Origin of the sequence: Faecalibacterium sp. Marseille-Q4896 (assembly GCF_017377615.1) — a bacterium.
Lineage (GTDB): Bacteria > Bacillota > Clostridia > Oscillospirales > Ruminococcaceae > Faecalibacterium > Faecalibacterium taiwanense.
In genome coordinates, this window is sequence record NZ_JAFREG010000003.1 from 60,676 (window position 1) to 85,683 (window position 25,008).

General features: G+C 56.5%; 24 protein-coding genes, 2 tRNA genes and 1 riboswitch. Of the genes, 13 read left to right on the forward strand and 13 right to left on the reverse strand.

What is annotated here, in order from left to right; all coding sequences use genetic code 11:
• Positions 1–58: 58 nt before the first annotated feature.
• Both J3348_RS06465 and J3348_RS06470 read left to right on the forward strand, forming a co-directional pair.
• The gene (locus tag J3348_RS06465; protein WP_015565653.1) at positions 59–244 is read left to right on the forward strand and encodes a hypothetical protein; all 186 of its coding nucleotides are present in this window, start codon (positions 59–61) and stop codon (positions 242–244) included.
• Between the two features lie 138 nt (positions 245–382).
• Positions 383–1,981, forward strand: a complete 1,599-nt coding sequence (locus J3348_RS06470; protein WP_097792688.1) for a recombinase family protein — start codon at positions 383–385, stop codon at positions 1,979–1,981.
• 179 nt (positions 1,982–2,160) lie between these two features.
• Here the strand turns inward: J3348_RS06470 and J3348_RS06475 are convergent.
• Positions 2,161–2,236, reverse strand: a tRNA-Ala gene (locus tag J3348_RS06475).
• A 414-nt stretch (positions 2,237–2,650) separates the two neighbouring features.
• The gene (locus tag J3348_RS06480) at positions 2,651–3,070 is read right to left on the reverse strand and encodes a hypothetical protein (protein ID WP_207698581.1); all 420 of its coding nucleotides are present in this window, start codon (positions 3,068–3,070) and stop codon (positions 2,651–2,653) included.
• 248 nt (positions 3,071–3,318) lie between these two features.
• On the opposite strand from J3348_RS06480, the gene J3348_RS06485 reads away from it, so the two are divergent.
• The 3 genes from J3348_RS06485 (at position 3,319) to sigG (ending at position 6,235) form a co-directional block, all read left to right on the forward strand.
• Positions 3,319–4,158 carry a sigma-E processing peptidase SpoIIGA gene (locus J3348_RS06485; protein ID WP_207698582.1) on the forward strand — a complete coding sequence of 280 codons (840 nt, stop codon included), beginning with the start codon at positions 3,319–3,321 and terminating at the stop codon, positions 4,156–4,158.
• A gap of 48 nt (positions 4,159–4,206) precedes the next feature.
• A complete protein-coding gene (locus J3348_RS06490) occupies positions 4,207–4,911 on the forward strand; it encodes a sigma-70 family RNA polymerase sigma factor (protein WP_118526123.1) in 705 nt (234 codons plus the stop codon).
• A gap of 556 nt (positions 4,912–5,467) precedes the next feature.
• A complete protein-coding gene (gene sigG, locus J3348_RS06495; protein ID WP_154255663.1) occupies positions 5,468–6,235 on the forward strand; it encodes an RNA polymerase sporulation sigma factor SigG in 768 nt (255 codons plus the stop codon).
• A 50-nt stretch (positions 6,236–6,285) separates the two neighbouring features.
• Here the strand turns inward: sigG and J3348_RS06500 are convergent, their stop codons facing one another.
• Positions 6,286–6,534 (reverse strand): sporulation transcriptional regulator SpoIIID, encoded by a 249-nt coding sequence (locus J3348_RS06500; protein ID WP_005945675.1) that lies wholly within the window; start codon positions 6,532–6,534, stop codon positions 6,286–6,288.
• Between the two features lie 110 nt (positions 6,535–6,644).
• Positions 6,645–6,744, forward strand: a riboswitch (TPP riboswitch).
• Positions 6,745–6,826: 82 nt separating this feature from the next.
• Here J3348_RS06500 and J3348_RS06505 point away from each other — a divergent pair.
• From J3348_RS06505 to bilS, 3 genes are all read left to right on the forward strand, one after another.
• Positions 6,827–7,456: an energy-coupled thiamine transporter ThiT gene (locus J3348_RS06505; RefSeq protein WP_097775318.1), complete on the forward strand. Its 630-nt coding sequence runs from the start codon at positions 6,827–6,829 to the stop codon at positions 7,454–7,456.
• 141 nt (positions 7,457–7,597) lie between these two features.
• A tRNA-Ala gene (locus tag J3348_RS06510) sits at positions 7,598–7,673 on the forward strand.
• Positions 7,674–7,736: 63 nt separating this feature from the next.
• Positions 7,737–8,228 (forward strand): flavodoxin family protein BilS, encoded by a 492-nt coding sequence (bilS, locus tag J3348_RS06515; RefSeq protein WP_005945663.1) that lies wholly within the window; start codon positions 7,737–7,739, stop codon positions 8,226–8,228.
• A 92-nt stretch (positions 8,229–8,320) separates the two neighbouring features.
• Here the strand turns inward: bilS and J3348_RS06520 are convergent, their stop codons facing one another.
• A complete protein-coding gene (locus J3348_RS06520; RefSeq protein WP_207698721.1) occupies positions 8,321–9,157 on the reverse strand; it encodes a DNA glycosylase in 837 nt (278 codons plus the stop codon).
• Complete coding sequence (gene yfcE / locus J3348_RS06525; RefSeq protein WP_207698583.1) at positions 9,157–9,702, reverse strand: phosphodiesterase; 546 nt, start codon at positions 9,700–9,702, stop codon at positions 9,157–9,159. The genes J3348_RS06520 and yfcE overlap by 1 nt, the downstream gene beginning before the upstream one ends.
• Positions 9,703–10,011: 309 nt before the next feature.
• On the opposite strand from yfcE, the gene J3348_RS06530 reads away from it, so the two are divergent.
• From J3348_RS06530 to J3348_RS06545, 4 genes are all read left to right on the forward strand, one after another.
• Positions 10,012–11,343: an MATE family efflux transporter gene (locus J3348_RS06530; protein ID WP_097775315.1), complete on the forward strand. Its 1,332-nt coding sequence runs from the start codon at positions 10,012–10,014 to the stop codon at positions 11,341–11,343.
• Positions 11,344–11,541: 198 nt separating this feature from the next.
• Entirely contained in the window at positions 11,542–12,933 is a 1,392-nt protein-coding gene (locus tag J3348_RS06535; protein ID WP_207698584.1) for a sodium:alanine symporter family protein, read from the forward strand.
• Positions 12,934–13,179: 246 nt separating this feature from the next.
• The gene (gene pyk / locus J3348_RS06540; protein ID WP_097775314.1) at positions 13,180–14,136 is read left to right on the forward strand and encodes a pyruvate kinase; all 957 of its coding nucleotides are present in this window, start codon (positions 13,180–13,182) and stop codon (positions 14,134–14,136) included.
• Positions 14,137–14,230: 94 nt separating this feature from the next.
• Positions 14,231–15,163, forward strand: coding sequence for a carbohydrate kinase family protein (locus tag J3348_RS06545; protein ID WP_207698585.1), 933 nt, complete (start codon positions 14,231–14,233; stop codon positions 15,161–15,163).
• A gap of 72 nt (positions 15,164–15,235) precedes the next feature.
• Here J3348_RS06545 and pyrB read toward each other — a convergent pair whose 3' ends face one another.
• Together pyrB and J3348_RS06555 are read right to left on the reverse strand one after the other, a co-directional pair.
• Positions 15,236–16,183: an aspartate carbamoyltransferase gene (gene pyrB / locus J3348_RS06550; protein ID WP_347565368.1), complete on the reverse strand. Its 948-nt coding sequence runs from the start codon at positions 16,181–16,183 to the stop codon at positions 15,236–15,238.
• Positions 16,180–17,481, reverse strand: coding sequence for an adenylosuccinate synthase (locus tag J3348_RS06555; protein WP_207698587.1), 1,302 nt, complete (start codon positions 17,479–17,481; stop codon positions 16,180–16,182). The genes pyrB and J3348_RS06555 overlap by 4 nt, the downstream gene beginning before the upstream one ends.
• Positions 17,482–17,666: 185 nt before the next feature.
• Here J3348_RS06555 and J3348_RS06560 point away from each other — a divergent pair, with 185 nt between their 5' ends.
• A complete protein-coding gene (locus J3348_RS06560) occupies positions 17,667–18,569 on the forward strand; it encodes a LysR family transcriptional regulator (RefSeq protein WP_005945638.1) in 903 nt (300 codons plus the stop codon).
• A 204-nt stretch (positions 18,570–18,773) separates the two neighbouring features.
• On the opposite strand, the gene J3348_RS06565 is transcribed toward J3348_RS06560, so the two are convergent.
• The 6 genes from J3348_RS06565 to J3348_RS06590 all read right to left on the reverse strand — a co-directional run bounded on the left by J3348_RS06565 (position 18,774) and on the right by J3348_RS06590 (position 24,972).
• The gene (locus J3348_RS06565) at positions 18,774–19,250 is read right to left on the reverse strand and encodes a pyridoxamine 5'-phosphate oxidase family protein (RefSeq protein ID WP_044954198.1); all 477 of its coding nucleotides are present in this window, start codon (positions 19,248–19,250) and stop codon (positions 18,774–18,776) included.
• Positions 19,251–19,289: 39 nt separating this feature from the next.
• A complete protein-coding gene (locus tag J3348_RS06570) occupies positions 19,290–19,703 on the reverse strand; it encodes an SseB family protein (RefSeq protein WP_005945636.1) in 414 nt (137 codons plus the stop codon).
• Positions 19,704–19,755: 52 nt separating this feature from the next.
• Positions 19,756–20,688 (reverse strand): AEC family transporter, encoded by a 933-nt coding sequence (locus J3348_RS06575; protein WP_005945635.1) that lies wholly within the window; start codon positions 20,686–20,688, stop codon positions 19,756–19,758.
• 82 nt (positions 20,689–20,770) lie between these two features.
• Positions 20,771–21,607, reverse strand: coding sequence for a PRD domain-containing protein (locus J3348_RS06580; protein WP_005945634.1), 837 nt, complete (start codon positions 21,605–21,607; stop codon positions 20,771–20,773).
• A gap of 39 nt (positions 21,608–21,646) precedes the next feature.
• Entirely contained in the window at positions 21,647–23,101 is a 1,455-nt protein-coding gene (locus tag J3348_RS06585) for a glycoside hydrolase family 1 protein (protein WP_005945633.1), read from the reverse strand.
• Positions 23,098–24,972: a beta-glucoside-specific PTS transporter subunit IIABC gene (locus J3348_RS06590; RefSeq protein WP_242702900.1), complete on the reverse strand. Its 1,875-nt coding sequence runs from the start codon at positions 24,970–24,972 to the stop codon at positions 23,098–23,100. Before J3348_RS06590 ends, J3348_RS06585 begins: the two co-directional genes overlap by 4 nt.
• Between the last annotated feature and the right edge of the window lie 36 nt (positions 24,973–25,008).

Below are 25,008 nucleotides of genomic sequence, written 5' to 3' on the forward strand. Positions count from 1 at the left end.
ATGCCCATTGTTACATATTAAGACAACAGCATTTATTCATAATAGGAGTTACAATCTTATGATCGATAAATTTTCACAGGTCGCAGAGAACCTTCCTGCGGCTGACCGTGATGCCGACCGGCAATATCATGTAATCAATGGCTATCCTGTTGTTTTCAGTTTTTCCAAAGAACCCAACCCGGAAGCATTTGAGCGCATTCGGAACATCCTGCTTGCCACCAGCTATACGAAGAAGGTAGGTTGACATCATGGACGAATGCAAAACCAAACGCTATACTGAGTGCGGTAACGGGCGGTGCTACAAGCCGAACCATTGCCGGACGTTCTTTGACAACGAAATAAAGCCTGTCCCCACTTTTGTTATGAAAGTGAGGAATTTACAATGACAGAAAACAACAACCGCGTCTGCTGCTTGTACCGCGTTTCCACCGATAAGCAGGTGGATTTCACTTCCAACCATGAAGCTGACCTGCCCATGCAGCGAAAGGCTTGCCATAAGTTCGCTGAATCGAAGGGCTGGGTCATCGTCCATGAAGAACAGGAAGAAGGCGTGTCCGGCCACAAAGTCCGGGCCGCCGCCCGCGACAAGCTGCAAATCATCAAGGACTATGCCCGGAGGGGCAAGTTTGACATCCTGCTGGTGTTCATGTTCGACCGTATCGGTCGTATCGCAGATGAAACTCCCTTTGTTGTGGAATGGTTTGTACGGAACGGCATCCGGGTATGGAGTACCCAAGAGGGTGAGCAGCGTTTCGACAACCACACTGACAAACTGCTGAACTACATCCGATTCTGGCAGGCGGACGGAGAAAGCGAAAAGACTTCCGTCCGTACCCGCACCAGTCTGCGCCAGCTTGTAGAAGAAGGTCACTTCAAGGGCGGAAATGCGCCTTATGGCTATGACCTTGTACGGAGTGGGCGTATCAACAAGCGCAAGCATGAACTGTACGAACTGCACATCAACGAACAGGAAGCTGCCGTAGTGCGGATTGTCTTTGACAAGTATGTGTATGAGGGCTACGGCCCGCAGCACATTGCTACCTATCTGAACAATTCTGGCTATCGCGCAAGGTCTGGAAAGTGCTGGCACCCATCCAGTATTCGGGGGATGGTACAAAACCTGACCTACACCGGCGTTCTCCGTTGTGGGGATGCACGGTCAGAATTGATGCCGGATTTGCAGATTGTCCCGCAGGAACAGTTTGAAAACGCACAGCGCATTCGGAATGAACGCTCTGTGCGCTCAACTGCGGAAGCCGAAAATCGCCTTCCTTTGAACATCCATGGGAAGTCGCTGCTTGCCGGCAACGCTTACTGCGGACACTGCGGTGCAAAGCTGGAACTGACCAGCAGCCGTAAATGGCGAAAAATGGCAGATGGTTCGTTAGACGATACGCTGCGTATTCGCTATACCTGTTACGGAAAGCTCCGCAAGCAGACCAACTGCACCGGGCAGACGGGATATACCGTCCACATTCTGGATGAGATCATTGATAAAGCTGTCCGCCAGATTTTCTCCAAGATGAGGGGTATCCCCAAAGAGCAGATCGTTACAAAACGCTATGAAAAAGAGAATGCGGAACGCAAGAATCATCTGCAAGACCTTCAGACACAGCGGAACAAGGCAGAAAAAGACCTGTTGGCACTGAAAACCGAGGTTTTAGCTTGCATCAAAGGTGAAAGCGTGTTACCGAGAGAAACCCTTGCCGAAATGATTACAGCGCAGGAAGAGAAACTCACGGAGCTGGAAAACCTTTGCGAAGCGGCCAGTGAAGAACTGGAGAAAACGGCTGAGCTGATGGATAAAGTGTCGCGGCTGTATGATGAACTGATTTCTTATGCTGACCTGTACGACAGTGCAAATTTTGAAGCGAAGAAGATGATCGTCAACCAGCTCATCCGCAGGGTAGACGTATATCGCGGATACCAGATCAACATCTCGTTCAACTTCGACCTTACTCCGTACATCGAGGGGGAGTGATACGTCCGCCTGCAAAACAGTCGGGCATCGAACAAGTATTTTCAAAAACAACGAAACAGCAAGAATTGGGGGTTGCCGTCCATGCGCCTGCAAAATCAGACTTTTGACTGATTTTTTCCGTAGCCTCCAAGAAATCAAAAAGAAAAGCACCATACTTCAAACGAAGTACAGTGCTTTTTTGGTGGAGAATACCGGGATCGAACCGGTGACCTCTTGCATGCCATGCAAGCGCTCTCCCAGCTGAGCTAATCCCCCATAAAATCCAAGAAGCGAACCTCTTGGATGGAGTTTTTTGTTGGGAATTGATTGTCGCAGGACTATCTGACTGGGGGTGTGTTTTGATACCAACCGGGCTCCCAGCTGAGCTAATCCCCCAGATGTTCGTGCCGTGCCTGACGACGTGATTTATTATATCAGCACATCCGGGAGTTGTCAACTGTTTTTTGAAAAATTCTGCAGCAGTTTGTCTGCCATCGGGAAATTGTTTTTGAACGGGTTATTCTCATTCCATCCCTGCGCCGTTTTCCCACAGCCTGCTAAGTTTTTATGCAAACAAAAACCCCGCACAAAACAATTGCTTGTCTTGTGCGGGGTCTTTAGCTCTTTTTATCTGACACAGCAAACGCTATGTCAAATCAAGCCCTCCAGCTCATTCAGAACAGGCTAGGCTTACAGCAGCTTGTCTGCCTGGCTATTGCCCTTGACTTCCAGACCAATGGAGCTGCTGCCCAGGGTGTAGATAGCAGACAGGCCGCCCAGGATCTGCATGCCAGCGTTCAGAGCGCCAACAGCAAGGCCCCAAGCGTTGTTCTCGAAGGTGCCGTAGCCCTTGTTGTAAGCCTTATCCAGATTCTTAATAGAGTAGCCGATCACATCGCCGGGAACATAGTTGCCATCGAACAGCTCGCCCAGCAGATTGGTGGTGTGCTTAGCCAGGAAAGCGTTGCCAACGATCTTGATCACGTTAGCGGAAACGTTCTGCCAGTTAGCAGTGGTCATAGCAGGAGCCAGGACATCAACCAGGCTACCACCAACAACGTAGGTCATCTCGTTTTCTGCAACAGCAGAGAAGTTTGCAGGCATCATCATAATGAATTTCTCCCTTCAAATTTAGAAAGATATTTGCAAGCCATTTGTTTGGCTTACGTCCCTTACTAGGATGGCAATAATATACCACACTTTCCAGAAATGTTCAAGTACTTTTTTGAAAAAAATGTGAAAAATGTGATAGACTGTGAAAATCCGGTCTCAAAATTCTTACAGAAGCCGCTTTTTTGCACACAGCGACATGGTTTTTTGCAGAATTGGAAGATACTGGAATTTGAAAGGGATCGTGTATGAAAACCGTGATCTATCTGGACGAACTGCTGCTGACGAACTTTCTGGCCGCAGCAGCACTGCTTTTGGGCGCAGGGCTTTTGTGTGCGCGGCAGTGCAGCGGCCTGCGGCTGATGGCGGGCAGTGCGGCAGCGGCAGCAGCTTCGCTGGGCATTCTGCTGCCGGAGCTGCCCGGCCCTGCAGCTTTCCTTTATAAGGTGTTCACCTGCTGTGCTGCTGTAGCTGCGGCTTACGGTGTGCCGGGCCTGCGCAATTTTGTGCAGCTGTGTATGTGGTATCTGCTGCTGAACCTGCTGCTGTGCGGAGCCGTGCTGCTGCCCGGAGTGCAAAGCGCAAATCTCTGCGTCTATCTGCCGCTGTCTCCGGGCCGGCTGCTGCTATGCTGCGGTGCAGTGCTTGCCGTGCTGCGCGGTGTACTGTTCTGTTTTGGCCGTGCAGGCACCCGCTGCTTTGCCGCCGTGCTGGAGCTGGAAGGTGCAGCCCTCTCCGTACAGGCTTTCTGCGACACCGGCTTCTCAGTGCAGGACCCGCTGACCGGGCAGGCAGTGGTTCTGGTCTATTATCCCGCCGTGCGCAGTGCCCTGCCGCAGGAGCTGCGCACATTTCTGGACCGTTATTTTGCCTGCGGCACGGCACCGCCGCCGGAGCTGCGGGTGCGGCTGGTGCCCTGCACCACCATTGCCGGGCACTGCGTGCTGCCTGCCGTTCCGGCCAAGGCCCTGCGCACCAGCAAAGGCAGTGCAGCGGGCATTCTGGCCGCATTCTGCCGCCCGGAAACACAGCAGCCATGGACAGCTCTGCTGGGCAGCGAACTGGCCGTACAGCTGGGCATCCGCTGAGAAGCGTTTGATGCGATCGATACTTATAGATGTACAGGAGGGGTATTCATGTTTCATGTTCTGCACCGGTTCTGGCGTTGGCTCCTTGCACGGCTGGGCTATTGCGGCGGCGCACATTTTCTGGCGGGCGCGCCCAGCCTGCCCCCGCCCCTGACCCCGGAACAGGAAAAGGTCCTGCTGGCTCGTATGGCTGCAGGCGATGCCGCTGCCCGGGACGACCTGATCACCCACAACCTGCGGCTGGTGGTGTACCTTGCCAAAAAGTACGAAAGCAGCGGTGTGCCTGCCGAGGACATGATCAGCATTGGCACCATCGGGCTGATCAAGGCGGTGAACACCTTCACGCCGGAGCGCAGCATCAAGCTGGCCACCTACGCCAGCCGCTGCATCGGCAATGAAATTCTGATGTACTTACGCAAAAGCTCCAACCGCCGTCAGGAAGCCAGCATCGACGAACCGCTGAACGTGGATGGCGACGGCAACGAGCTGCTGCTTTCTGATATTCTGGGCAGTGATGAGAACCAGATCAGCCAGCGGCTGGAACAAGATGCGGAGCGCGCCGTTCTTCGCCGGGCCGTGGACAGCCTGTCCCCGCGGGAACGGCAGATCATGGAGCTGCGCTTTGGTCTGGCGGACGGCATTGAGCGCACCCAGAAGGAGGCCGCCGACGCACTGGGCATCAGCCAAAGCTACATTTCCCGGCTGGAAAAACGGATCATCCACACCTTAAAAGTACAATTGGAAAACGAGTGAGGTGAAAAAACGCGGACTGCCGCCCGCTGGGCTTGACAATCCACGCTGATTCGCGTATAATAAAGCTACAAAAGGCGCTGGCCCTGCAAACGGCTAGTTCCTTACCGGATTAGTCAAGAAAAGATGACCGCTCGGATTGGGACTCGAGGCGGTCATTTTTTCTTTTTGTCATCACTGTGAGAAACAGTCCATGTAATTTCAAACGTAACGTAGATTGCTCCGCCGAGAAGCGTGAGCAGAAGCACGACCTGTTCGAACGTCATGGTGCATCCCCCCTTTCCGCCCTTGGACATCCGGGGAGAACGAGATCTTCAAGAAAAAATCGTCTTTAGCCGGCACCCAAGTACCGGTAAGGACTAGCCGCCTGCGTTTGTGGGCACAGCGCCTGATGGCGGCGTTGCCGCCGCAAATACAGCATATCATAGATCCGCACAAAAAACAATATTTTGCCGCGCTTTCCTGCCAAACGGGAAAGCGCACAGTTTTTTCCACGCATACAATGCCGCTGCGCATCCCATACTCCCGGTGAAGATCAAAACAGACCGGGGGCGTTTGGATGTACAACAAAGTGGAGCTGTGCGGCATGAACACTGCAAAGCTGCCTGTGCTGACCGAAGCCGAAAAACGGGAGCTGCTGGCCCGCGCCCACGCCGGTGATGCAGCAGCCCGGGAACAAATGGTGGAAGGCAACCTGCGGCTGGTGCTCAGCGTGGTGCAGCGGTTCGCCCAGCGCGGCGAAAATCTGGACGACCTGTTTCAGGTGGGGTGCATCGGCCTGATCAAGGCCATCGATCATTTTGACCCCGCCCAGCCGGTGCGCTTCTCCACCTACGGCGTGCCCATGATCATTGGCGAGATCCGGCGTTTTCTGCGGGACAACAATGCCCTGCGGGTGAGCCGCAGCCTGCGGGATACCGCCTACCGGGCCATGCAGAGCCGCGAAGCGCTGGAAAAGCAGCTTGGCCGCGAGCCGACCATGGACGAGATTGCCCAGAGCGCCGGGCTCACCCGCCGGGAAGTGACGGCGGCGCTGGAATCGGTGGTGGAGCCGATCAGTCTGGAAGAGCCGGTGTACACCGATGGCGGCGATGCGATGTATGTGATCGATCAGGTGCGGGACCCGGACGGCGAGGACAGCTGGATCAGCGGGCTGCAGTTCCGGCAGACCGTGGCCGGGCTGACCCCGCGGGAAAAGCGGATCATGGAGCTGCGCTACCTGCAGGGCAAGACCCAGATGGAGGTGGCACAGGAGATCGGCATCAGTCAGGCACAGGTCAGCCGGTTGGAAAAAGGCGCACTGAGCCAGTTCCGCACCCGGGACTGAACCTAAAAAAGGCGGCACAGCTTCCGTTTTGTTCGGAAGTGTGCCGTCTTTTATCTGCGGCTGTATTTGCGCCGGGTGGCCGCACCGCCGCGCAGATGCCGCTCTGCCTTATTGCAGGCCAGAACCGCCCGCACCTGCCGGAACAGCTCCGGCTGCAGCGTCCGCAGCCGCACCGCAACATCCTTGTGCACGGTGGACTTGCTGCACCCGAACACCGCTGCCGCCGCACGCACTGTGGCCCGGTTGGCCGCGATATATTCGCCCAGCTGTACCGCCCTCTGTTCGGGGTCTCCCTTCATATCCAGACTCCTCCCATTGTGAACTTATGGTACAGCCTATGCACAGGCCGGGGCAGATATGTTCCGCCGGGGCTTGACTTTTGCGCCGGACGCGCTATACTTTTGCATGGACATAAAAACAGGGGTGCCGAAAGGCTGAGATCCGCGTTTTGCGGAGTACCCTTTTACCTGACCGGACAATGCCGGCGTGGGAGTTTGCAGAACTGTCCGTTCTTTCACAAACCCCGTGCGCCTGCTGGAAAGCGGGCGCATTTTGTTTTTGTGTACTATTGTTCTGAGAAGAGGAATCCCTATGACCAAAACCTATTCCAAAACCCGCATTCTGGTGGAGGGTGCGCTGATGATCGCCCTGTCCACCGTTTTGAGCATGATCCAGATCCCGCTCATGCCCCACGGCGGTTCCATCACCCTGTTCAGCATGGTGCCCATTCTGGTAATGAGCTACCGCCACGGCGCAAAGTGGGGCATCATGACCGCTTTCGTCAACAGCCTGATCCAGCTTGTGCAGGGCCTTGGCAATCTGGCATACTGCCAGACCCTCACGGCACAGGTGGGCTGCGTGCTGCTGGACTACCTTCTGGCCTTCACGGTTCTGGGCTTTGCCTGCCTGATCGCAAAGCCTTTCCGCAGCCGCACCGTGGGTGTCGGTGTCAGCGCCTTTGTGGTGTGCCTGCTGCGCTTTTTGTGCAGCTTTCTGTCCGGTTACATCGTCTGGAAGGACTACGACTACGCTTTCAGCTGGATGACCGAAATCGGCTTTCCCGGCATCTCCAACATGAGCGTGGACGGTCTGTGCTGGCTGTACAGTGCCGTGTACAACGCCACCTACATGCTGCCCGAAGCCATTCTGACCACGGTCCTTGTGGTGATCCTGATCCGTGTCGCACCGCAGATCTTCGACCCGCAGAACGCAAGAGCGTAAGTTTTTTCGCAGTCATTTTTCCCGCCGGGAAGGGCATTTCCCCGGCGGGAATTTTTTTGCAGAAAATCCCAAAAAAGCTGTTGACAATCCGGCAAAGCGCTGGTATAATTACTCCTGTCGTCAGGCACGGCACAAACATCTGGGGGATTAGCTCAGCTGGGAGAGCGCTTGCATGGCATGCAAGAGGTCACCGGTTCGATCCCGGTATTCTCCACCAGAAGGAAAAGCACCGCACGGAAACGTGTGGTGTTTTTTGTTGTTACCGACCAAAGGAGAAACTATGAGCTACGCGATCGTATTCAGCAGTAAAACAGGCAACACAAAATTATTGGCAGACACGCTGCACGCCTGTCTGCCACAGGAAAACTGCTGCTATTTTGGCACCCCGGACCCTGCTGCCATGGAAGCAGACGACCTCTATGTGGGCTTCTGGACAGACAAGGGAAACGCTGACGAAAGCACTTTGGACTTTTTGAAGCAGCTGCACGGCAAAAATATCTTCCTTTTTGGCACCGCCGGCTTTGGCGGCAGTGAGGAGTATTTCAACAAGATCCTGAAAAAGGTGGAGCGTTCACTGGACAGGAGCAACACGGTCTTCGGCCGTTATATGTGTCAGGGCAAGATGCCGCTTTCGGTACGCCAGCGGTATGAGGGCATGAAAAAGCAGCCGATCCATCTGCCCAATCTGGATGCACTGATCGAGAATTTTGACAACGCCCTTTCTCACCCGGATGCAGAAGATCTGGAACGGTTAAAGCAGGCAGTAAAATGATCAAAAGGCAGCGGTTTTCCTCAAACAGAGGAAGCCGTTGCCTTTTTTGCTTAGCGGATGGTCCTACGCTCCTGCCTGCGGCTCCGCGGTTCTTATCCCACGCTTCTTTTATAAAAGAACAGGTACTGCTGCACGATGCCTGCTTCCAGCCCGAACTGCGGGAACGGGTCCTGCCCGGCAAACTCGTCCCGGATGAGCCGTTCGATCCAGACATCCACCGGCACACGGCCCACACGGCCATAGCCGAACAGACACACGCAGTTTGCCACCTTTTTGCCCACACCGTCCAGTTCCATCAAACGGGCAAAAAGTGCTTCATCGGGCAGGGAAGCCAGCTTCTTCAGGTCCAGTGTGCCCTCTGCCGCCTGCTGCGCCGCATGCAGCACGTAGCGGGTGCGGTAGCCAAGACCGCACTCCTGCAGCGCCTGCTCCCCGGCACAGCAGAGCGCTTCTGCCGTCGGGAACGCATACACCGGCCCTTCGCTATCGCTGCCCAGCCGCTCGCCAAACCGCTCCGAAAGCAGCTCTACCGCCCTGCGGATAGCCGGGATGCTCTTTCGCTGCGAGATGATGAAGCTGACCAGCATCTCCCACTCATCCTGACGCAGCACCCGGATGCCCCGGCCATATTCCATGGCACGCTGCAGAAAGTCGTCCCGGCTGTCCAGCTTTCCGCGCAGGGCGGCATAGCTGCGGCCAAGGTCGAAGTAACCGTGCCAGAAGGTTTCCCATGTGCCCGGCTCACACCGCACCGTGTAGGTTCCGCTGCGCAGTGGTCTGAGGTAAAGCAGCTGTCTCCCGGAAACAAACCGATACCAGCCCTCCGCCTGCTTCCGGGGGCGAAAGCACTGGCCGCTTTCCAGAATTTTGTCCGGGTCGAAATCATCCCGGATCTGAACCGTTTTCTCTTCCAGCTCCATTGCCCCCATCACAGCTCCAGCTCCCGGTACACTTCGCCTTCCAGCGTTTTCCAAAGGAAAGTCTCCCCTTCCAGTGTCATATAGCTATGTGCACTCCCCTCCTTCGGGATGCTCACAGAACCGGGGTTCAGGTAGAGATTGCCTTCGCCGAACTCTGTCCACGCCGGAATGTGGGTGTGGCCATGCAGCAGGACATCCCCCGGAACCAGCGGTGGCAGGTTTTTCAGGTTGTGCACATGACCGTGGGTAGCGTAAACGAGCCGCCTGCCCACCGGCAGCACCGCATAGTCGGCCAGAATGGGAAAATCCAGCACCATCTGATCCACCTCAGCGTCACAGTTGCCCCGCACGCACAAAAGCGCCGGCTTCAGCCCGTTCAGGAGCGGGATGACCTCCTTCGGGGCATAGCCCTCCGGCAGGTCGTTGCGGGGGCCGTGATACAAAAGATCCCCCAGCAAAAGCAGCCGGTCTGCTCTCTCCCGCTCAAACGCTTTGATCATTTTTTTGCAATAAAACGCCGACCCGTGCAGGTCGGATGCGATCATCCATTTCATGGCAGGATTCTCCTTATTTTATAAAGTATCTATTTTTATTTTAGCCTCCCGGTGAAAAATGGTCAAGTCTATAAAAGTCATACTTTATCTGTTTGACCTCTTGACATCTGCCGGAAGCCGTGTTATCCTACAGTTAATAAAATTCGTGTGGATTTTTACAGCAGTATGCTACTTTTCGCCACACAATGACTTCAAAAAAGCCATTGTGTGGCTTTTTTGCGTCTGCTTTTATCTTCGAGCAGTCTCGCCCTGACGATTCCGCGGCTGCAGTAATTCATTCCTTTTCTCTACAGGAGCAATGCAAACACTATGAACGAGACCTTTATGAAAGAAAAACCGGTGCTGCCGCTGTTGGTATCCATGGCGCTGCCCAATGTTATTTCCATGCTGGTGAACAGTCTGTACAACATCGTGGACAGCCTGTTCGTGGCCCGCATCAGCGAAGACGCCATGACTGCGTTGTCGCTGGTGTTCCCGATCCAGAATTTTGCCAACGCCATCGCCATCGGCTTCGGTATCGGCATCAATGCCATGATCGCACTGTACCTTGGCGCGGGCGACCACAAAAAGGCCGAGACTGCCGCCACCCACGGTATGGCGCTGAGCCTGATGCACGGCATTCTCATCACCATTGTCAGCATTGTCATCATGCCGGGCTTTTTGCGCCGGTTCACCAGCGACGCAGGCCTGATCGCATCCGGCATCACCTACTCCACCATCGTATTCCTGTTTGCCACCATCAACATGGCGGCACTGGCCTTTGAAAAGATGTTTCAGGCCGTGGGCCGCATGAAGGTGACTATGGCGGCGCTGATCTTTGGCTGTGTGTGCAATATCCTTCTGGACCCCATCCTGATCTTCGGCCTTGGCCCGGTGCCTGCCATGGGCATTGCGGGTGCGGCCCTTGCCACCGGCATCGGCCAGCTGCTGAGCCTGTGCGTTTACCTTTTCGTTTACGTCCGTACTGAGCTGCCTATCCGACTGCGCCGCAGCTGCCTGCGCCCGGATGCTGCACTGGACGGCAAACTGTATGCCATCGGCGTGCCGGCCATCCTCAATCTGGCCCTGCCCTCTCTGCTGGTTACCTTCCTGAACGGCCTGCTGGCGGGCTTTTCCCAGAGCTACGTGGTGGTGCTGGGCATTTACTACAAGCTGCAGACCTTCCTGTATCTGCCCGCCAATGGCATCGTGCAGGGTATGCGCCCGCTCATTGGCTACAATTACGGTGCCAAACAGCACGCCCGCGTGAAAAAGCTCTACGAACTCACCCTCATCATGAGTGCTGCCATCATGGCTGCGGGCACGGTCATCTGCCTGTTCGCTTCCCGCCCGCTGATGCAGCTGTTCACTTCCAACCCCGAAACCGTCGCCATCGGCCAGACTGCCCTGCGCATCATCTGTCTGGGCTTTGTGGTTTCTGCCGTATCCACCACCTCTTCCGGTGCACTGGAAGGCCTTGGCAAGGGCGCAGAATCGCTGGTCATCTCGCTGTGCCGCTACATCGTATTCATCATGCCGCTGGCCGCTGTGCTGTGCCATTTCCTTGGTGCCAACGGCGTGTGGCATGCATTCTGGATCACCGAAGTGCTGTCCGCCATCGTGGCTTACCCGGTGTACCGCAAGGCAGTTGGAAAGTGCTGAGCCTTCTTGAAAGCGCTGGACGGCGAAGGACAAGTAAAATAAAATAGTTTCAAGCAGTTGAGGGAGAGTTTGCCAAAAATCCGCCCTCTTTTTTGTGCATTTTATTTGACAGTACGCAAAAACTGCGGTAAAATAAGGTGTTTGTTTTCCGGCATTTCGGCTGGAAAAGCGCAATTTAACAGAGGATGTGGGAAAAATATGATCGAGACGATCACGGCCGTCAATCAGGCGGTCAACCAATTCATCTGGGGCGTGCCCGCCATGGTGTGCATCATCGGCGTAGGCCTGCTCCTGAGCGTTCGCACGGGCTTTTTGCAGATCCGCAAATTTCCCTACGCCATCAAGACTACCATCGGACGCATGTTCCACAAAAAAGACGCTTCCGATGGCGCCATGACCCCCTTTCAGGCGGTGTGCACCGCGCTGGCCGGCACCGTGGGCACCGGCAACATTGCCGGTGTGGCAGGCGCAATCGCCATTGGCGGACCGGGTGCCGTGTTCTGGATGTGGTGTTCTGCCCTGCTTGGCATGTGCACCAAGTTTGCCGAGGTCACGCTGGCGGTGCACTACCGTGAGCGCAGCGAGACTGGCGAATGGGTAGGCGGCCCCATGTACTACATTAAAAACGGCCTGAGCAAGCATTGGCAGTTTCTTGCTGTGCTGTATTCCCTGTTTGGCGTGCTGACCGTGTTTGGCACCGGCAATGCCACACAGGTAAATACCATCGTTGCCGCTATCGATACCGCTCTGCTGGAGTACGGCGTGGTGGGCGGCGGTGCGCTTTCTACCCTGAACCTCGTGGTTGGCATCGCAGTGGCCATGCTGGTGGCCATGGTGCTGCTGGGCGGCATCAAGCGCATTGGCAGCGTGAGCGAAAAGCTGGTGCCCTTTATGGCTCTGTTCTACATCGTGCTGTCCGTGGGCGTTATGGTGCTGAACTTTGAGCGCCTGCCCTATGTGTTCGAGTCCATCATTGCGGGTGCGTTCAACCCGGCAGCGTTCACCGGCGGCACCATCGGCAGCCTGTTCGTCAGTATGCAGAAGGGTGTGTCCCGCGGCATTTTCTCCAACGAGGCCGGCCTTGGCACCGGTTCCATTGCCCACGCCTGCGCCGACACCAAAAAGCCGGTCAAGCAGGGCATGTTCGGCATCTTTGAAGTGTTTGCCGATACCATCGTCATCTGCACCCTGACTGCCATGGTCATTCTGTGCAGCGGCACCACCGTGAACTACGGCACCGCCGCCGGTGCAGAGCTGACCATCAGCGGCTTTACCACCACCTACGGCGGCTGGGCTTCCATCTTTACCGCCGTGGCCCTGTGCTGCTTTGCTTTTTCCACCATCATCGGCTGGGGCCTGTATGGTTCCCGGTTCCTGGTGTTCCTGTGCCGCAGCGATAAGGTGGCAAAGCCCTTCTTTCTGGTCTACTCCTTTGTGTCCATTCTGGGCGCAACGATGGATCTGGGCCTGCTGTGGAGCATCGCCGATACCTTCAACGGCCTGATGAGCATTCCGAACCTGCTCGCGTTGCTGCTGCTTTCCGGCACAGTGGTCAGGCTGACCAAAGAATTTTTTGCATCGGAGGGCTGATTGCCCACAACAAAAAGAGGCTGTTGCAAGACAGCTCTCCAAAAACATTGTACGAAACCCGGAACTTTTTCAGGGCCAAAACGGCTCCAAAAGGTTCCGGGTCTTTGATTTTTCGCAATTTCCCCGCGCAGGCTGCTACCGCATTTTTTCAATCCCCTTATTCTGCCCGCGTCCGGCTCTTTTCAACCCGGACAGTTCATGTTACAATATACATTAGAAATAAAAAATGAATCGAGGGAATGAACCTTGGATTTTTATGGTACCATCGGCCCGGCCTGCGCACAGCCGGCGATCTTGCAGCACATGGTGGAAGCCGGCATGACCGGCATCCGCATGAATCTTTCCCACGGGCCGCTGGCGGCGCACACCGACTGGCTGGCCATGATCCGCGCAGCCGGCATCCGCCAGCTGCTGATCGACCTGCAGGGGCCGGAACTGCGCATCGGCACGCTGGCAGAACCTGTTGCTCTGGTTGAGGGTAGCTCTGTACGCCTTGGCGCAGACGGCGTACCTTGCCCGGCAGCTCTGGTACAGGCGGCTGCGCCCGGACAGCAACTTCTGCTGGACGACGGCAAGCTTCTGGTGCAGGTCACACAGGCATTGCCGGAAGCCCTTGTGTGCACCGTGGTGCGCGGCGGCACCCTGCAGAGCCGCAAAAGCATTGCTGCACCGGGCCTTGCGGTGCCCTCGCCTACCCTGACGGAGGAAGACCTGCAGAACCTGAAAATTGCAAAGCAGTGCGGTGTTACCGGTGTGATGCTGCCTTTTGTGCGCGGCAAAGCAGATATTCTGGCCCTGCGCCATGCGCTGGAAGAAGCCGGGGCTGCGGATATCCGTATCTTTGCCAAAATTGAAAACATGACCGGTGTGCGTGCCCTGCCGGAATTCATCCACCTTGTGGATGAGGTGGTGATCGCCCGCGGAGACCTTGGCAATGCCATGCCGCTGTGGGAGCTGCCCCGCTGCCAGAAGCAGCTTTCCGCCGCCTGCCGGGCTGCAGGCGTGCCCTTTATGGTAGTGACCCAGATGCTGGACAGCATGTGCACCCGCGCCGTGCCCACCCGTGCCGAGGTGAGTGACATTTACAACGCCGTGCTGGACGGCGCGGCCAGCGTGATGCTGACCGGTGAGACTGCTGCCGGACAGTACCCGATGCAGGCCATGGAATATCTGGTGCGCACAGCGCAGACAGCCCTTGCCTGACCTTTGCGGAGTTTTTGCGCAAAAGGGATGGCGCATTGTGTCAGAATACGGTATAATAGACGTAAATATTTCTTGTTCAGAAAGGTTTTTTGCTATGGGAATCGTTGTGCTCGGTGCTGTTTTTGTGGATATCAAAGGCTATCCCCTTTCCGCCTATATTCCGGGCGGGCGCAATGCCGGCCGCATTGAGCAGGTACACGGCGGAGTGAGCCGCAACGTGGTGGAGGATATCGCCAATGTAGAGCTGCGCCCTACCTTTGTCAGTCTGGTGGACGACACCGGCATGGGACAGGATGTGATCAACAAGCTGGAGAACCACAAGGTGAACACCAAGTACATCCAGCGCGTGCCGGACGGCATGGGCACCTGGCTGGCCATCTTTGACAACGACGGCGATGTGCATGCAGCCATTTCCAAGCGGCCGGACACCACTCCCCTCACCGGCCTTTTAAAGGAAAAGGGCGACGAGATCTTTGCCGACTGCGATGCCATTGCGCTGGAGCTGGATCTGGAAAAAGATACTGTAAAACAGGTGCTGCACTACGCCAAAAAGTACAACAAAAAGGTTTTTGCGGCCATTTCCAACATGAGTATTGCCATGGAGCGCCGGGATTTCCTGCAGCAGATCGATTGCTTTGTGTGCAACCAGCAGGAAGCCGGGCTGCTGTTCTCCGATGATTACGGCCATCTGACTCCGGACGAGATGTGCAGGGTTCTGGCCGCCAATGTGCACAGCGCCAACATTCCCAGTATGGTGATCACCATGGGCGGTCAGGGTGCCGTATATGCCCGCGCCAACGGCGAGTGCGGCGTGGTGCCTGCCAAGAAGGTGGATGTGATCGACACCACCGGCGCAGGCGATGCCTTCTTTGCCGGCACCATCATCGGCCTGACCTACGGCAAAACGCTGGCCGAGTCCTGCGAAATCGGCAGCCGACTGGCCGCCTCGGTCATCTGCATCACCGAGAACGTCTGCCCCCGCTTCCGCCCGCTGGAATTCGGGCTGAACATTCCGGTGGTGGATTAAAGTAATATCAGAAAGCCGGGCAGACTGCAGTCTGCCCGGCTTTCTTTTTAGGATTCGGGGAAGAGGTTTATATCATGCTTCCAGCACCTTTTTGCCGGTAACTGGATCAGGGATATCAAGCAACGCCAGAATGATGGCCATGCGGATATACACGCCATTGTGCACTTGATCAAAGTAGGCGGCACGCGGGTCGTCATCCACATCCTTTTTGATCTCGTCGATGCGGGGCAGCGGATGCAGCACCGGCATATCCTGCGGTGCTTTCTGCAGCAGCGCTTCGTCCAGCTGGTAGCAGCCTTTCAGGCGCAGGTATTCTTCCTCGTTGAAAAAGCGCTCCTGCTGGATACGAGTCATGTACAGCACATCCAGATGCGGCAGCTCGGCTTCAAGGTCAGCCGTTTCCTTATAGATCTGATGGGTCGGCTCCAGCGATTCATTCTTCACATACTGCGGCAGGCGCAGATCTTCCGGCGAGATGAACACGAACCGGTTGCCCTCAAACTGGCTCAGCGCAGCGGTCAGGGAGTGGACCGTGCGGCCAAACTTGAGGTCGCCGCAGAAGCCGATAGTCAAATGATCCAGCCGCCCCTTGCGCTGGCGGATCGTCATGAGGTCGATCATGGTCTGGCTGGGATGCGCGTGCCCACCGTCGCCTGCATTGATCACCGGCACACGTGCAGAAAGGGATGCCCGCAGCGGTGCGCCCTCTTTGGGGTGGCGCATGGCGATCACATCGGCGTAGTTGCTCACCACGCGGGCGGTGTCCTCCACCGTCTCGCCCTTGCTGGCGGAAGAAAGCTGTGCCCCTGCAAAGCCCAGTGTCTTGCCGCCCAGCCGCAGCATGGCCGATTCAAACGAAAGGCGGGTGCGGGTGGAAGGCTCATAGAACAGCGTTGCCAGAATGCGCCCATCGCACAGGTGGGCATAGGGTGCCGGGTCGGCCTCCATCCGGTCGGCAAGATCCAGAAGGGCCAGCTGCTCTTTCAGAGAAAAGCTGTTGGGCTCAATAAAGTGTCTCACAGCCATTCTCCTTTCAGCACGAACTTCTCGCGCTCGGCTCCGGTGGAGACGAACTGGATCTCATGGCCCAGTTGCTTTTCCAGAAATTCCACGTAAGCCTTGGCCTCTTTGGGCAGCTCATCCCAGCTCTTGCAGCCGGAGATATCCTTGTTCCAGCCTGGCAGCATAGTGACCATCGGCTTTACACGGTCAAGGTCGGACAGCGGGTCGAAGCTGGGGACTTGCACGCCATCCAATGTGTAACCGGTGATCACCGGGATCTCTTTCATGCTGCTGAGCACATCCAGCTTCGTCAGGGCGATCTTGTCTGCGCCCTGACAGGTAAGGCCGTAGCGGCTGGCCACACAGTCGAAGGGGCCGACACGGCGCGGACGGCCGGTGGCCGCACCATACTCGCCGCCTGCCTTGCGCAGCTGTTCATTCCAGTCCTCGCTCATGGCGTTCTCGGCGGCAAAGGGGCCTGCACCCACGCAGGTGGAGTAGGCTTTCAGCACGCCCACCACATGGTCAAGACGGCAGTTCGGAATGCCTGCGCCCAGCGGCGCATAGGCTGCCAGCGTGTTGGAGCTGGAAGTGAACGGGAAGATACCATAATCGATATCGCGCATGGCACCCAGCTGGGCTTCCAGCACGATGCGCTTGCCGCTGTCGTGAGCCTGCTTCAAAAATGCACCCACATCACAGATATACGGTGCAAACTGTCCGGCCTGCATCCGGCACCATTCCAGCAGAGCATCGTAGCTCATGGGTTCCTGATGATAGCAGCCACCCAGCTCCAGATTCTTGGATTCCAGGATCATGTGCAGGCGGTCCTGCACGCGCTTTTCGTCCAGATGCAGCAGATCGCCCAGACGCAGGGTCTTTTTGCGGTATTTGTCGCTGTAGGCGTAGGCAATGCCGCGGCGGGTAGAACCAAAGGCCGCACCCTTCTGGGCAAGGCGGTCCTCTTCCAAGCCGTCCTGCACCTTGTGCCACGGCATGGAGATGGTGGCCTTATCTGAAAGTTTCAGGTTTTCTGAGCCTACCTTTACGCCGCGCTCCTCAATGGCATCCATTTCTCCGGCCAGATGGTCGAGGTCGATCACCATGCCCGCACCCAGTACACAGACAACGTCCGGGTGCAGGATGCCGGAGGGCAGCAGGTTCAGGATGAACTTGCCCTGCTCCGTTACAACGGTGTGGCCGGCATTGTTGCCGCCCTGATAGCGGGCAACAACATCGGCATGTTCGGCTAACAGATCGATGACGCGGCCCTTGCCCTCATCGCCCCAATTGATACCAGTAACTGCGGTAAGCATAACTTCTTATTTACCTTCTTTTTCGTTGTTTACAATAGCCTGTACCTTGGTAGGCAGACCATACTTTTGAATTCCCTCTTGCAATTTTTGATTGCGGTGTTATTATACTAGCAAGCAGAGAATGTGTAAAAAGTATCCTGCACATGATCACGATACAAAATTGACATGAAAGAGGGCACGCCGCCATGTATGTGGACTGGGAATATTACAAAATCTTTTATTATGTCGCGAAATATCAGAATTTCACCAAAGCCGCGCGGGTGCTGGGCAACAACCAGCCCAACATCACCCACTCGATGAACCGGCTGGAAAGCCAGCTGAATTGCGTGCTGTTCATCCGCTCCAACCGCGGCGTTACCCTTACCCCGGAGGGTGAACTGCTTTACTCCCGCATTGCATCTGCGGCGGTGCAGATCCAGGATGCAGAAGAAGAGCTGAGCGCCAGCGCCACGCTGGAACACGGTGCGATCAGCATCAGCGCTACCGAAACTGCGCTGAACATCTACCTTGCAGAAAAGCTGCGCGCCTTCCACACGGACTATCCCGGCATCCGCCTGCGCATCTCCAACCACTCCACGCCGCAGGCTTTGCAGGCCGTGAAAAACGGCGAGGTGGATTTTGCCATCATCACCACCCCTGCCGAGGTGGAAAGCGGCCTGAAAATGGTGGAGCTGAAGCCCTTTTATGAGGTGCTTGTGGGCGGCAGGACCTTTACTGCCCTTGCCAGCCAGAACCTTTCGCTGAAGGAGCTGAACAATTATCCGCTGATCTCCCTGAGCGACGAAAGCATGACCCGCGCCTTTTACCGGCAGTTCTTTCTGGATCACGGTGCGGTGCTGAAGCCGGATACCGAGGCTGCCACCACCGACCAGATGCTGACCCTTGTTAAAAGTGAGCTGGGCATTGCATTCCTGCCCCAGACCATGGCACAGGATGCACTGGCCCGCGGTGAGATCGTGCAGCTGCATCTGCAGGAGATCATCCCTCAGCGCTCTATCTGCCTTGTGTACGACCATCACCGCCCGCTGAACACGGCAGCCCGCAAGTTCCAGCAGATGCTGACCAAGGCGGCCCCCAAGCGCCCGTAACACAGATAACCGCCGGGCCTTTCCCTGCAAACTGATCTATACGGGACTGTTGCAAAATAGCTCTCTGAAAAAACAATGCACAAAACCCGGAACCTTTTCACAGCCAAATCGGCTTAAAAAAGGCTCCGGGTTTTTGATTTTGTGCTATTTCTTTGTGCAAGTTGCTATCGCATTTTTATTTTGCAACAGTCCCCTGTTTTATTTTTACTTTTCCTGGATCTGTTTGCCGGTGAGGTGTTCAATGGTAATCTCGTAAAGCTGCACGGCCTTGATGTCCAGCGCAATTTCCTTTTCCACCTCTTCCTTGCCGGGGTAATACTTCATGCCAAGCTCCCGCACGCGGGCCTCGGTAGCAGCGGCATCGTCGATCAGATGGCAGCGGCCAAACACCACGGTGCTCTGCACATAAGGTGCCCAGTCGCCCGGCTCAAAGTGTTCGTTACCGTAAACGGTAAAGCATACCTTATCATTCTGTTTCAGCGCGTCCACCTTCTGGCCGGACTTTGCACCGTGGAAGTAGATTTTGTCGTGCTCCTGATCGTAGTAATAATTTACCGGGATCGCAAAGGGATAGCCGTTGTCGCCGTTCACTGCCAGCACGCCCCGCCGGGACTGCTGCAGCAGGTGCTTTGCAGCTTCTTCCGGGATGGCGCGGCTGGCTCTTCTCATGGGTCTGAACATTTTTGTTTCCTCCATGTATCGCAGGTTTGCGGTGCGCACTCATGCACCCTTGATAATGCGGATGAGGGTCTTATCCAGCTGGATGGTGCGGTTCCACGGGTTCAGGATGATGCCGCTGATCTCCGGCACGGCAAGCGCTGCATCAAACAGCTTGTCCATATCCACAAGAAAGGTGGACTGCACCGGCTCGGCTCCCTTCATTTCCTCGTCAAAGCTGGTGAATGCATACCACCAGCTTGCGCCATCGGCCGTCCGGATGGCCCGCAGCTGCATCTGTTCACTGCCCAAATTGGGCTCCACCGCCACGACAAGCTGGCCATGCTCCTTTATGCGCCGCCGGATCACGGTAAGGGTGTGGGCCAGCTGTTCCTGTGTGGGCTCCTGCTGCAGGGCGGCTACCGCCTGCTCGATCTTTTCGTTGCCGTTCAGGCCCTTGTCTCTGGGTTGATTCATTGAGGTTGGTTCCTTTCTATTGTATTTTGGCAGAGGGAATAAGCGCAGCTCATCACAGCAGCAGATCGAACAGGCCGATCATTACCGGCATAGACACAATGGAAAGCAGAGTGGTCAGCACATACAGCGCGCTGGAATGCGCCGCATCGCGGTCATAGAGCTGAGCCATGGAGGTAACAGTAGCACAGGCAGGGGTGATGGCGGCAAGGTAGACCGTCATCAGGATGTTCTTGCCGTCGGCCACCCAGCTGGATGCATGGCAGACCCACAGCAGCACCAGAACCACCAGCGGGCATACCACCAGACGCAGCACTGTGGGCAGATAGTTGCGGCGGGTGCAGAACACCTCCCGCAGCGGCTTTTCTGCAATGGCCATACCGGCCAGCAGCATGCCCATCGGTCCCATCATGTTGCCCACTGTGCTCATGGTATTCTGCAGCGGTGCAGGCAGCACCACACGGAACCAGTACAGCAGTGCACCGGCTGCAATGGCGATCATGTTGATATTGGTGAGCACCTTTTTCCAGTCCAGCGCACTGCTGCCCTGCAAAAGGGAACTGGCGTGGGTCCACAGCAGCACCAGCTGCACAATGATGAATGCGCAGGAGTAAATGACATACGCATCGCCCATCAGAGCCTTGACCAACGGGATCACCAGTGCAGCGGCGTTGCTGTAGATCACATTCACCTGTTCCACGGCATCCAGCTTGAGCGGGCGGCTCAGCAGGGCGCTGAGCACCAGCAGCACTACATGGATAGCCGCCGCAATAGCCATGGAGTACAAAAGTCCCTTGCGGATCTCCGGCGTATCGTCGATCTGGAATGCGTTGATGATCACGCAGGGCGTGACCAGATACACCATGACCACCGAGAGCACCCGGCTGTCGCTGGCCTTCAGCAGCCCTACCTTGACCACAGCATAGCCCATGATCAGAATGAGGAACAGCTGTGCGATCTGCTGCATCAATAACAGACTTATCTCCATTGTTTTTTCCTTTCCCCTTCCCTTTTTCAAAACCCAAAGGGAGAGCCGCCTTCCGCAAGGCAGCTCTCCCCTTTTTCTGATTTTATTTGCCGCTCGTCAGCCGCGCCACATGCAGCGCCAGATAGGCGGTTTCCTCGTTGGGCAAAAACACGCCGTACTTGCGCAGCACAAAGGTGCGTATTTTTTCCGCGCAGGTCACCGCTGCCGGATAATTCTGCTGCATCTGCTGGAACAAAAAGTCGTCTTCGCTGTCCATCAGCTTGCCGGAGAAGAACCGCTCGGCAAAATACTGCAGGTGGCTCACGAACCGCGCATAGTGGATGCTCTCGGTGCTCACCGGGCAGTGCATACTGTAGGTGACAATGTTGGACAGCTCACCGATCAGCTGCGCTGCCCGCATGGCATCGTAGCCGGCCTGCGGGTCCTGCCGGGCGTTGACGATATGGAAGGCGATGTTGCCTGCCTCTTCGTCCGGCAGCTCGATGCCAAGCTTTGCCTTTACCTTCTGCAGGCCGCGCTGGCCCACCGCGTACTCCTTGGGATAAAAATGCTTGATTTCCCAGAAGATGCGGTTGGTCACCACAAGACCCTTTTGCTGGCGCTCCACTGCAAAATGCAGGTGGTCGGTCAGCAGCAGATAGATGTGCGCCGAAAGCTTGACTCCCAGCGACTGCTCTGCGTCGTCCACAATGTCCTGCGTCAGTTCCAGATAGGATGCCGGAATGCTGGAAAACAGCTCCAGCATAGGCTGTGCGTCCGGGTTGGACAATGGAAGGAACACGCGGTCTGAGGGCTGCCGTTCAATGGGCTCGCCCGCCTTGCGGCCATAGCCGATGCCCTTGCCCAGCAGGATGGATTCCTCGCCGCTGTCATCCTGCACCAGCACAACACTGCTGTTCAGCACCTTCTGAATGTGCATCGGTCCCTCCTCCTTCCGTTGAAACCTTAAGACTGCCGCTTAGTCCAGATCTTCGCCGTTGGAAGCAATGACCTTCTTGTACCAGTAGAAGCTGTCCTTACGGCTGCGGGCCAGAGTACCGTTGCCCATATCATCCTGATCCACATAGATAAAGCCATAGCGTTTGGACATCTGGTTGGTGGATGCAGAAATCAGGTCGATGGGTGCCCATGTGGTGTAGCCCCACATCTCAACACCCTCATCGATGGCCTTGCCCATTTCGCTGATGTGCTGGCGGAAGTACTCTACACGGTAGGGGTCGTGGATGGAGCCGTCGGCCTCCACCACGTCCTTGGCACCCATGCCGTTCTCCACCACCATCAGCGGCTTGCGGTAACGGTCGTACAGCTCGATCAGGCTGTAGCGCAGGCCCTTGGGGTCGATCTGCCAGCCCCAGTCGGTGGAGGGCAGATACGGGTTCTTGACACCCAGCACGGTGTTGCCAGGGGTACGCTCTGCGTTCGGGTCCACAGACTCGGTCATGGTCATATAGTAGCTGCAGGAAACAAAGTCCACACAGCCTGCCTTCAGGGTGGCGGCATCCTCGGGCAGCATTTCCACATGGATGCCCTTGCGCTCGAACATCTTGAGGATCAGGCGGGGGTACTCGCCCCAGACATGCACATCGGCATAGAACAGGTTTTCCAGATTCTTTGCCTGAGTAGCCAGCTCATCATCGGGTGCGCAGGTGCGGGCATAGGTGGTGAGCTTGGTCAGCATGCAGCCCACCTTGCTGCCGGGGATGATCTCGTGGCAGTCCTTTACTACCATAGCGCTGGCCACCAACTGGTGGTGCAGGGCCTGATAGCAGGTCTCCAGCATCTTATCCTCGGGCACGCGGCTGGGGATGATGCCGGCGGTGGTGAACGGGTGACGGATCACGCTGTCCACCTCGTTGAAGGTGAGCCAGTACTTGACCTGATCCTTGTAGCGCTCAAAGCACGCATGGCAGAACTTTGCAAAGCAGTCGATCACGCGGCGATCCACCCAGCCATTGTACTTGGTGGCCAGTGCCAGCGGCATTTCGTAGTGGCTCAGCGTGACCAGCGGCTCGATGCCGTTCTTGTGCATCTCAGCGAACAGGTCGCTGTAGAACTGCAGGCCCTTTTCGTTCGGCTCTGCTTCCTCGCCGGTGGGGAAGATGCGGGTCCATGCAATGGAAACGCGCAGCATGGTAAAGCCCATCTCGGCAAACAGCTTCAGGTCTTCTTTGTAATGATGGTAGAAGTCGATGCCGCGGCGCTTGGGATAATAGGTATCATCCGGGTCGGCCATGGCGGCAGCAATGTGTGCGTCGTCCATGGCAACATGGGACTTGTAATCCTTCACGTCGGTGTTGGGCTTGTAGGTGGCAACATCGGCCACGCTGGGGCCTTTGCCATCCACGTTCCATGCGCCCTCTACCTGGTTCGCGGCAACAGCGCCGCCCCAGAAAAAGCCTTTGGGGAAACTCATTTATTTGCCTCCAGTTTCAGCAGTGCGGCACCGGGCACCACAGCGCCCTCGGCCACAGTCTTGATGGTGAACTCATCGGCGTTGGTCACGACGATGGGGGTAGTTACATCATAACCGTCTGCTTTGATTCCGTCAAGGTCAAACTTCATCAGCAGCTGGCCCTTCTTGACAGTCTCGCCGTCCTTGACCTGCGGGTCAAAGCCCTTGCCATCGCGCTTGACGGTGTCCATGCCGATGTGCATGAGCAGTTCAGCACCGGCATTGGTCTTCATGGAGATGGCGTGCTTGGTGCCGAACACGGACTCAATCACGCCGTCAGCGGGAGCGTACAGCTCACCCTTCTCGGGCACCACGGCAATGCCGTCGCCCAGGATCTTCTGGGAGAAAACTTCATCCTTGACCTCTTCCAGAGCAATGGCCTTGCCCTGCAGGGGGCTGCTGATGGTGGAATCCGCAGCTGCTGCGTCTGCAGCAGTCTCGGGAGCGGGTGCAGCGGTCTCATCCTCTGCGGGGGTCTCGTCCTTATACAGGAAGAAGGACAGTGCGAAGGAAACAACAACGGAGATCACCAGACCAACTGCAGCCCACAGGATGTTCTTGCCGTTATCCGGGTCAACGAACATGGCCATGCCAGCCAGACCGGGACCCATGGCAACGAATGCCTTGACCTTCATCAGGCCAACGAACAGACCGCCGATGAAGCTGGAGGCCACAACGGACATCATGACCTTCTTGTGCTGCAGGGTAACACCGTACAGAGCAGGCTCGGTGATGCCGAACAGGCCGGAGATGCCAGCGGAGATCGCGGTAGCGCGCAGGTTCTCGTCCTTGGTCTTCAGTGCAACGCCCAGGCAGGCACCGCCCTCGGAAATGTTGTGTGCCAGAGAAGCAGGCATGTACAGCATTTCAAAGCCGGGGTCGGAAATAGAAGCAACTGCGTAGGGGACCAGAGCCTTATGCATGCCCATGGAGATCATGAAGGGCAGCACGGCAGCCAGCAGAGCAACGGCCAGCCAGCCCAGCGTGTTGTACAGAGCCAGGATCACGGTGGTCAGCAGAGCACCGATGTTGTAGCCCAGAGGTCCGAGGACGACCAGTGCCACAGGGAAGCCAATGCCGAAGCACAGCATGGGCACAAAGAACACGCGGATGGCCTTGGGGCACCACTTGTTGGCCCACTTTTCAATAAAGGACATGAAAATGACGGTCAGGATAGCCGGGAATACCTGTCCGCCATAAGCGATGTTCTGCAGCTTGATGCCGAGGAAGTAAGCACCGCCCTCGGTAGCCAGCAGAGCGGAAACGCTGGGGTGGATCATGGCAGCAGCCAGAGCCACCGACACCAGCTTGTTGCAGTCGAACTTGGTTGCAGTGGTGAAGGCGACCATAACGGGCAGGTAGTACAGAGCTGCATCTGCCACGCCGACAAACACCTTATAGGCGATATCTCCGCTGCTCATCAGGCCCAGAGTGCTCAGCAGCACCATCAGAGCCTTCAGAACGCCTGCACCTGCAATGGCGGGGACCAGCGGCTGGAAGATGCCGACCATGTAGTCCAGAATAATGCCGCCGATCTCTTTTTTGCCCTTGGGGGCAGCGGGAGCTGCAGCCTGACCTGCGTTGAAGGTGCCCAGCTTGAGCAGCTCATCGTACACTTCGATGACATCGTTGCCGATGACCACCTGACACTGCGGGCCGCTGGAAATAACGCCCATAACACCGGCAGTCTTTTTCAGGGCTGCAGCATCCACCTTGGAGGTGTCTGCCAGAGTGAAGCGCAGGCGGGTGGAGCAGTGCTCGACCTGCACAACGTTCTTCTCGCCGCCAACCAGACGCAGCACGTCGGAGGCAGTCTGCTTGTAGTTCTTCATTTTGTTCTCCTTTATCTTGTGTGTGGTGGCATTTCC

Bases quoted from the DNA above. Each gene is read 5' to 3' on its own strand.
- J3348_RS06535 (WP_207698584.1), top strand. From the start codon at position 11,542: ATGATCGAGACGATCACGGCCGTCAATCAGGCGGTCAACCAATTCATC.
- J3348_RS06490 (WP_118526123.1), top strand. From the start codon at position 4,207: ATGTTTCATGTTCTGCACCGGTTCTGGCGTTGGCTCCTTGCACGGCTG.
- J3348_RS06585 (WP_005945633.1), bottom strand. From the start codon at position 23,101: ATGAGTTTCCCCAAAGGCTTTTTCTGGGGCGGCGCTGTTGCCGCGAAC.
- bilS (WP_005945663.1), top strand. From the start codon at position 7,737: ATGAGCTACGCGATCGTATTCAGCAGTAAAACAGGCAACACAAAATTA.
- J3348_RS06590 (WP_242702900.1), bottom strand. From the start codon at position 24,972: ATGAAGAACTACAAGCAGACTGCCTCCGACGTGCTGCGTCTGGTTGGC.
- sigG (WP_154255663.1), top strand. From the start codon at position 5,468: ATGTACAACAAAGTGGAGCTGTGCGGCATGAACACTGCAAAGCTGCCT.
- J3348_RS06575 (WP_005945635.1), bottom strand. From the start codon at position 20,688: ATGGAGATAAGTCTGTTATTGATGCAGCAGATCGCACAGCTGTTCCTC.
- J3348_RS06560 (WP_005945638.1), top strand. From the start codon at position 17,667: ATGTATGTGGACTGGGAATATTACAAAATCTTTTATTATGTCGCGAAA.
- J3348_RS06470 (WP_097792688.1), top strand. From the start codon at position 383: ATGACAGAAAACAACAACCGCGTCTGCTGCTTGTACCGCGTTTCCACC.
- J3348_RS06480 (WP_207698581.1), bottom strand. From the start codon at position 3,070: ATGATGATGCCTGCAAACTTCTCTGCTGTTGCAGAAAACGAGATGACC.
- yfcE (WP_207698583.1), bottom strand. From the start codon at position 9,702: ATGAAATGGATGATCGCATCCGACCTGCACGGGTCGGCGTTTTATTGC.
- J3348_RS06555 (WP_207698587.1), bottom strand. From the start codon at position 17,481: ATGCTTACCGCAGTTACTGGTATCAATTGGGGCGATGAGGGCAAGGGC.
- J3348_RS06485 (WP_207698582.1), top strand. From the start codon at position 3,319: ATGAAAACCGTGATCTATCTGGACGAACTGCTGCTGACGAACTTTCTG.
- J3348_RS06565 (WP_044954198.1), bottom strand. From the start codon at position 19,250: ATGTTCAGACCCATGAGAAGAGCCAGCCGCGCCATCCCGGAAGAAGCT.
- J3348_RS06505 (WP_097775318.1), top strand. From the start codon at position 6,827: ATGACCAAAACCTATTCCAAAACCCGCATTCTGGTGGAGGGTGCGCTG.
- J3348_RS06570 (WP_005945636.1), bottom strand. From the start codon at position 19,703: ATGAATCAACCCAGAGACAAGGGCCTGAACGGCAACGAAAAGATCGAG.
- J3348_RS06580 (WP_005945634.1), bottom strand. From the start codon at position 21,607: ATGCACATTCAGAAGGTGCTGAACAGCAGTGTTGTGCTGGTGCAGGAT.
- J3348_RS06530 (WP_097775315.1), top strand. From the start codon at position 10,012: ATGAACGAGACCTTTATGAAAGAAAAACCGGTGCTGCCGCTGTTGGTA.
- J3348_RS06500 (WP_005945675.1), bottom strand. From the start codon at position 6,534: ATGAAGGGAGACCCCGAACAGAGGGCGGTACAGCTGGGCGAATATATC.
- J3348_RS06520 (WP_207698721.1), bottom strand. From the start codon at position 9,157: ATGGGGGCAATGGAGCTGGAAGAGAAAACGGTTCAGATCCGGGATGAT.
- J3348_RS06545 (WP_207698585.1), top strand. From the start codon at position 14,231: ATGGGAATCGTTGTGCTCGGTGCTGTTTTTGTGGATATCAAAGGCTAT.
- J3348_RS06465 (WP_015565653.1), top strand. From the start codon at position 59: ATGATCGATAAATTTTCACAGGTCGCAGAGAACCTTCCTGCGGCTGAC.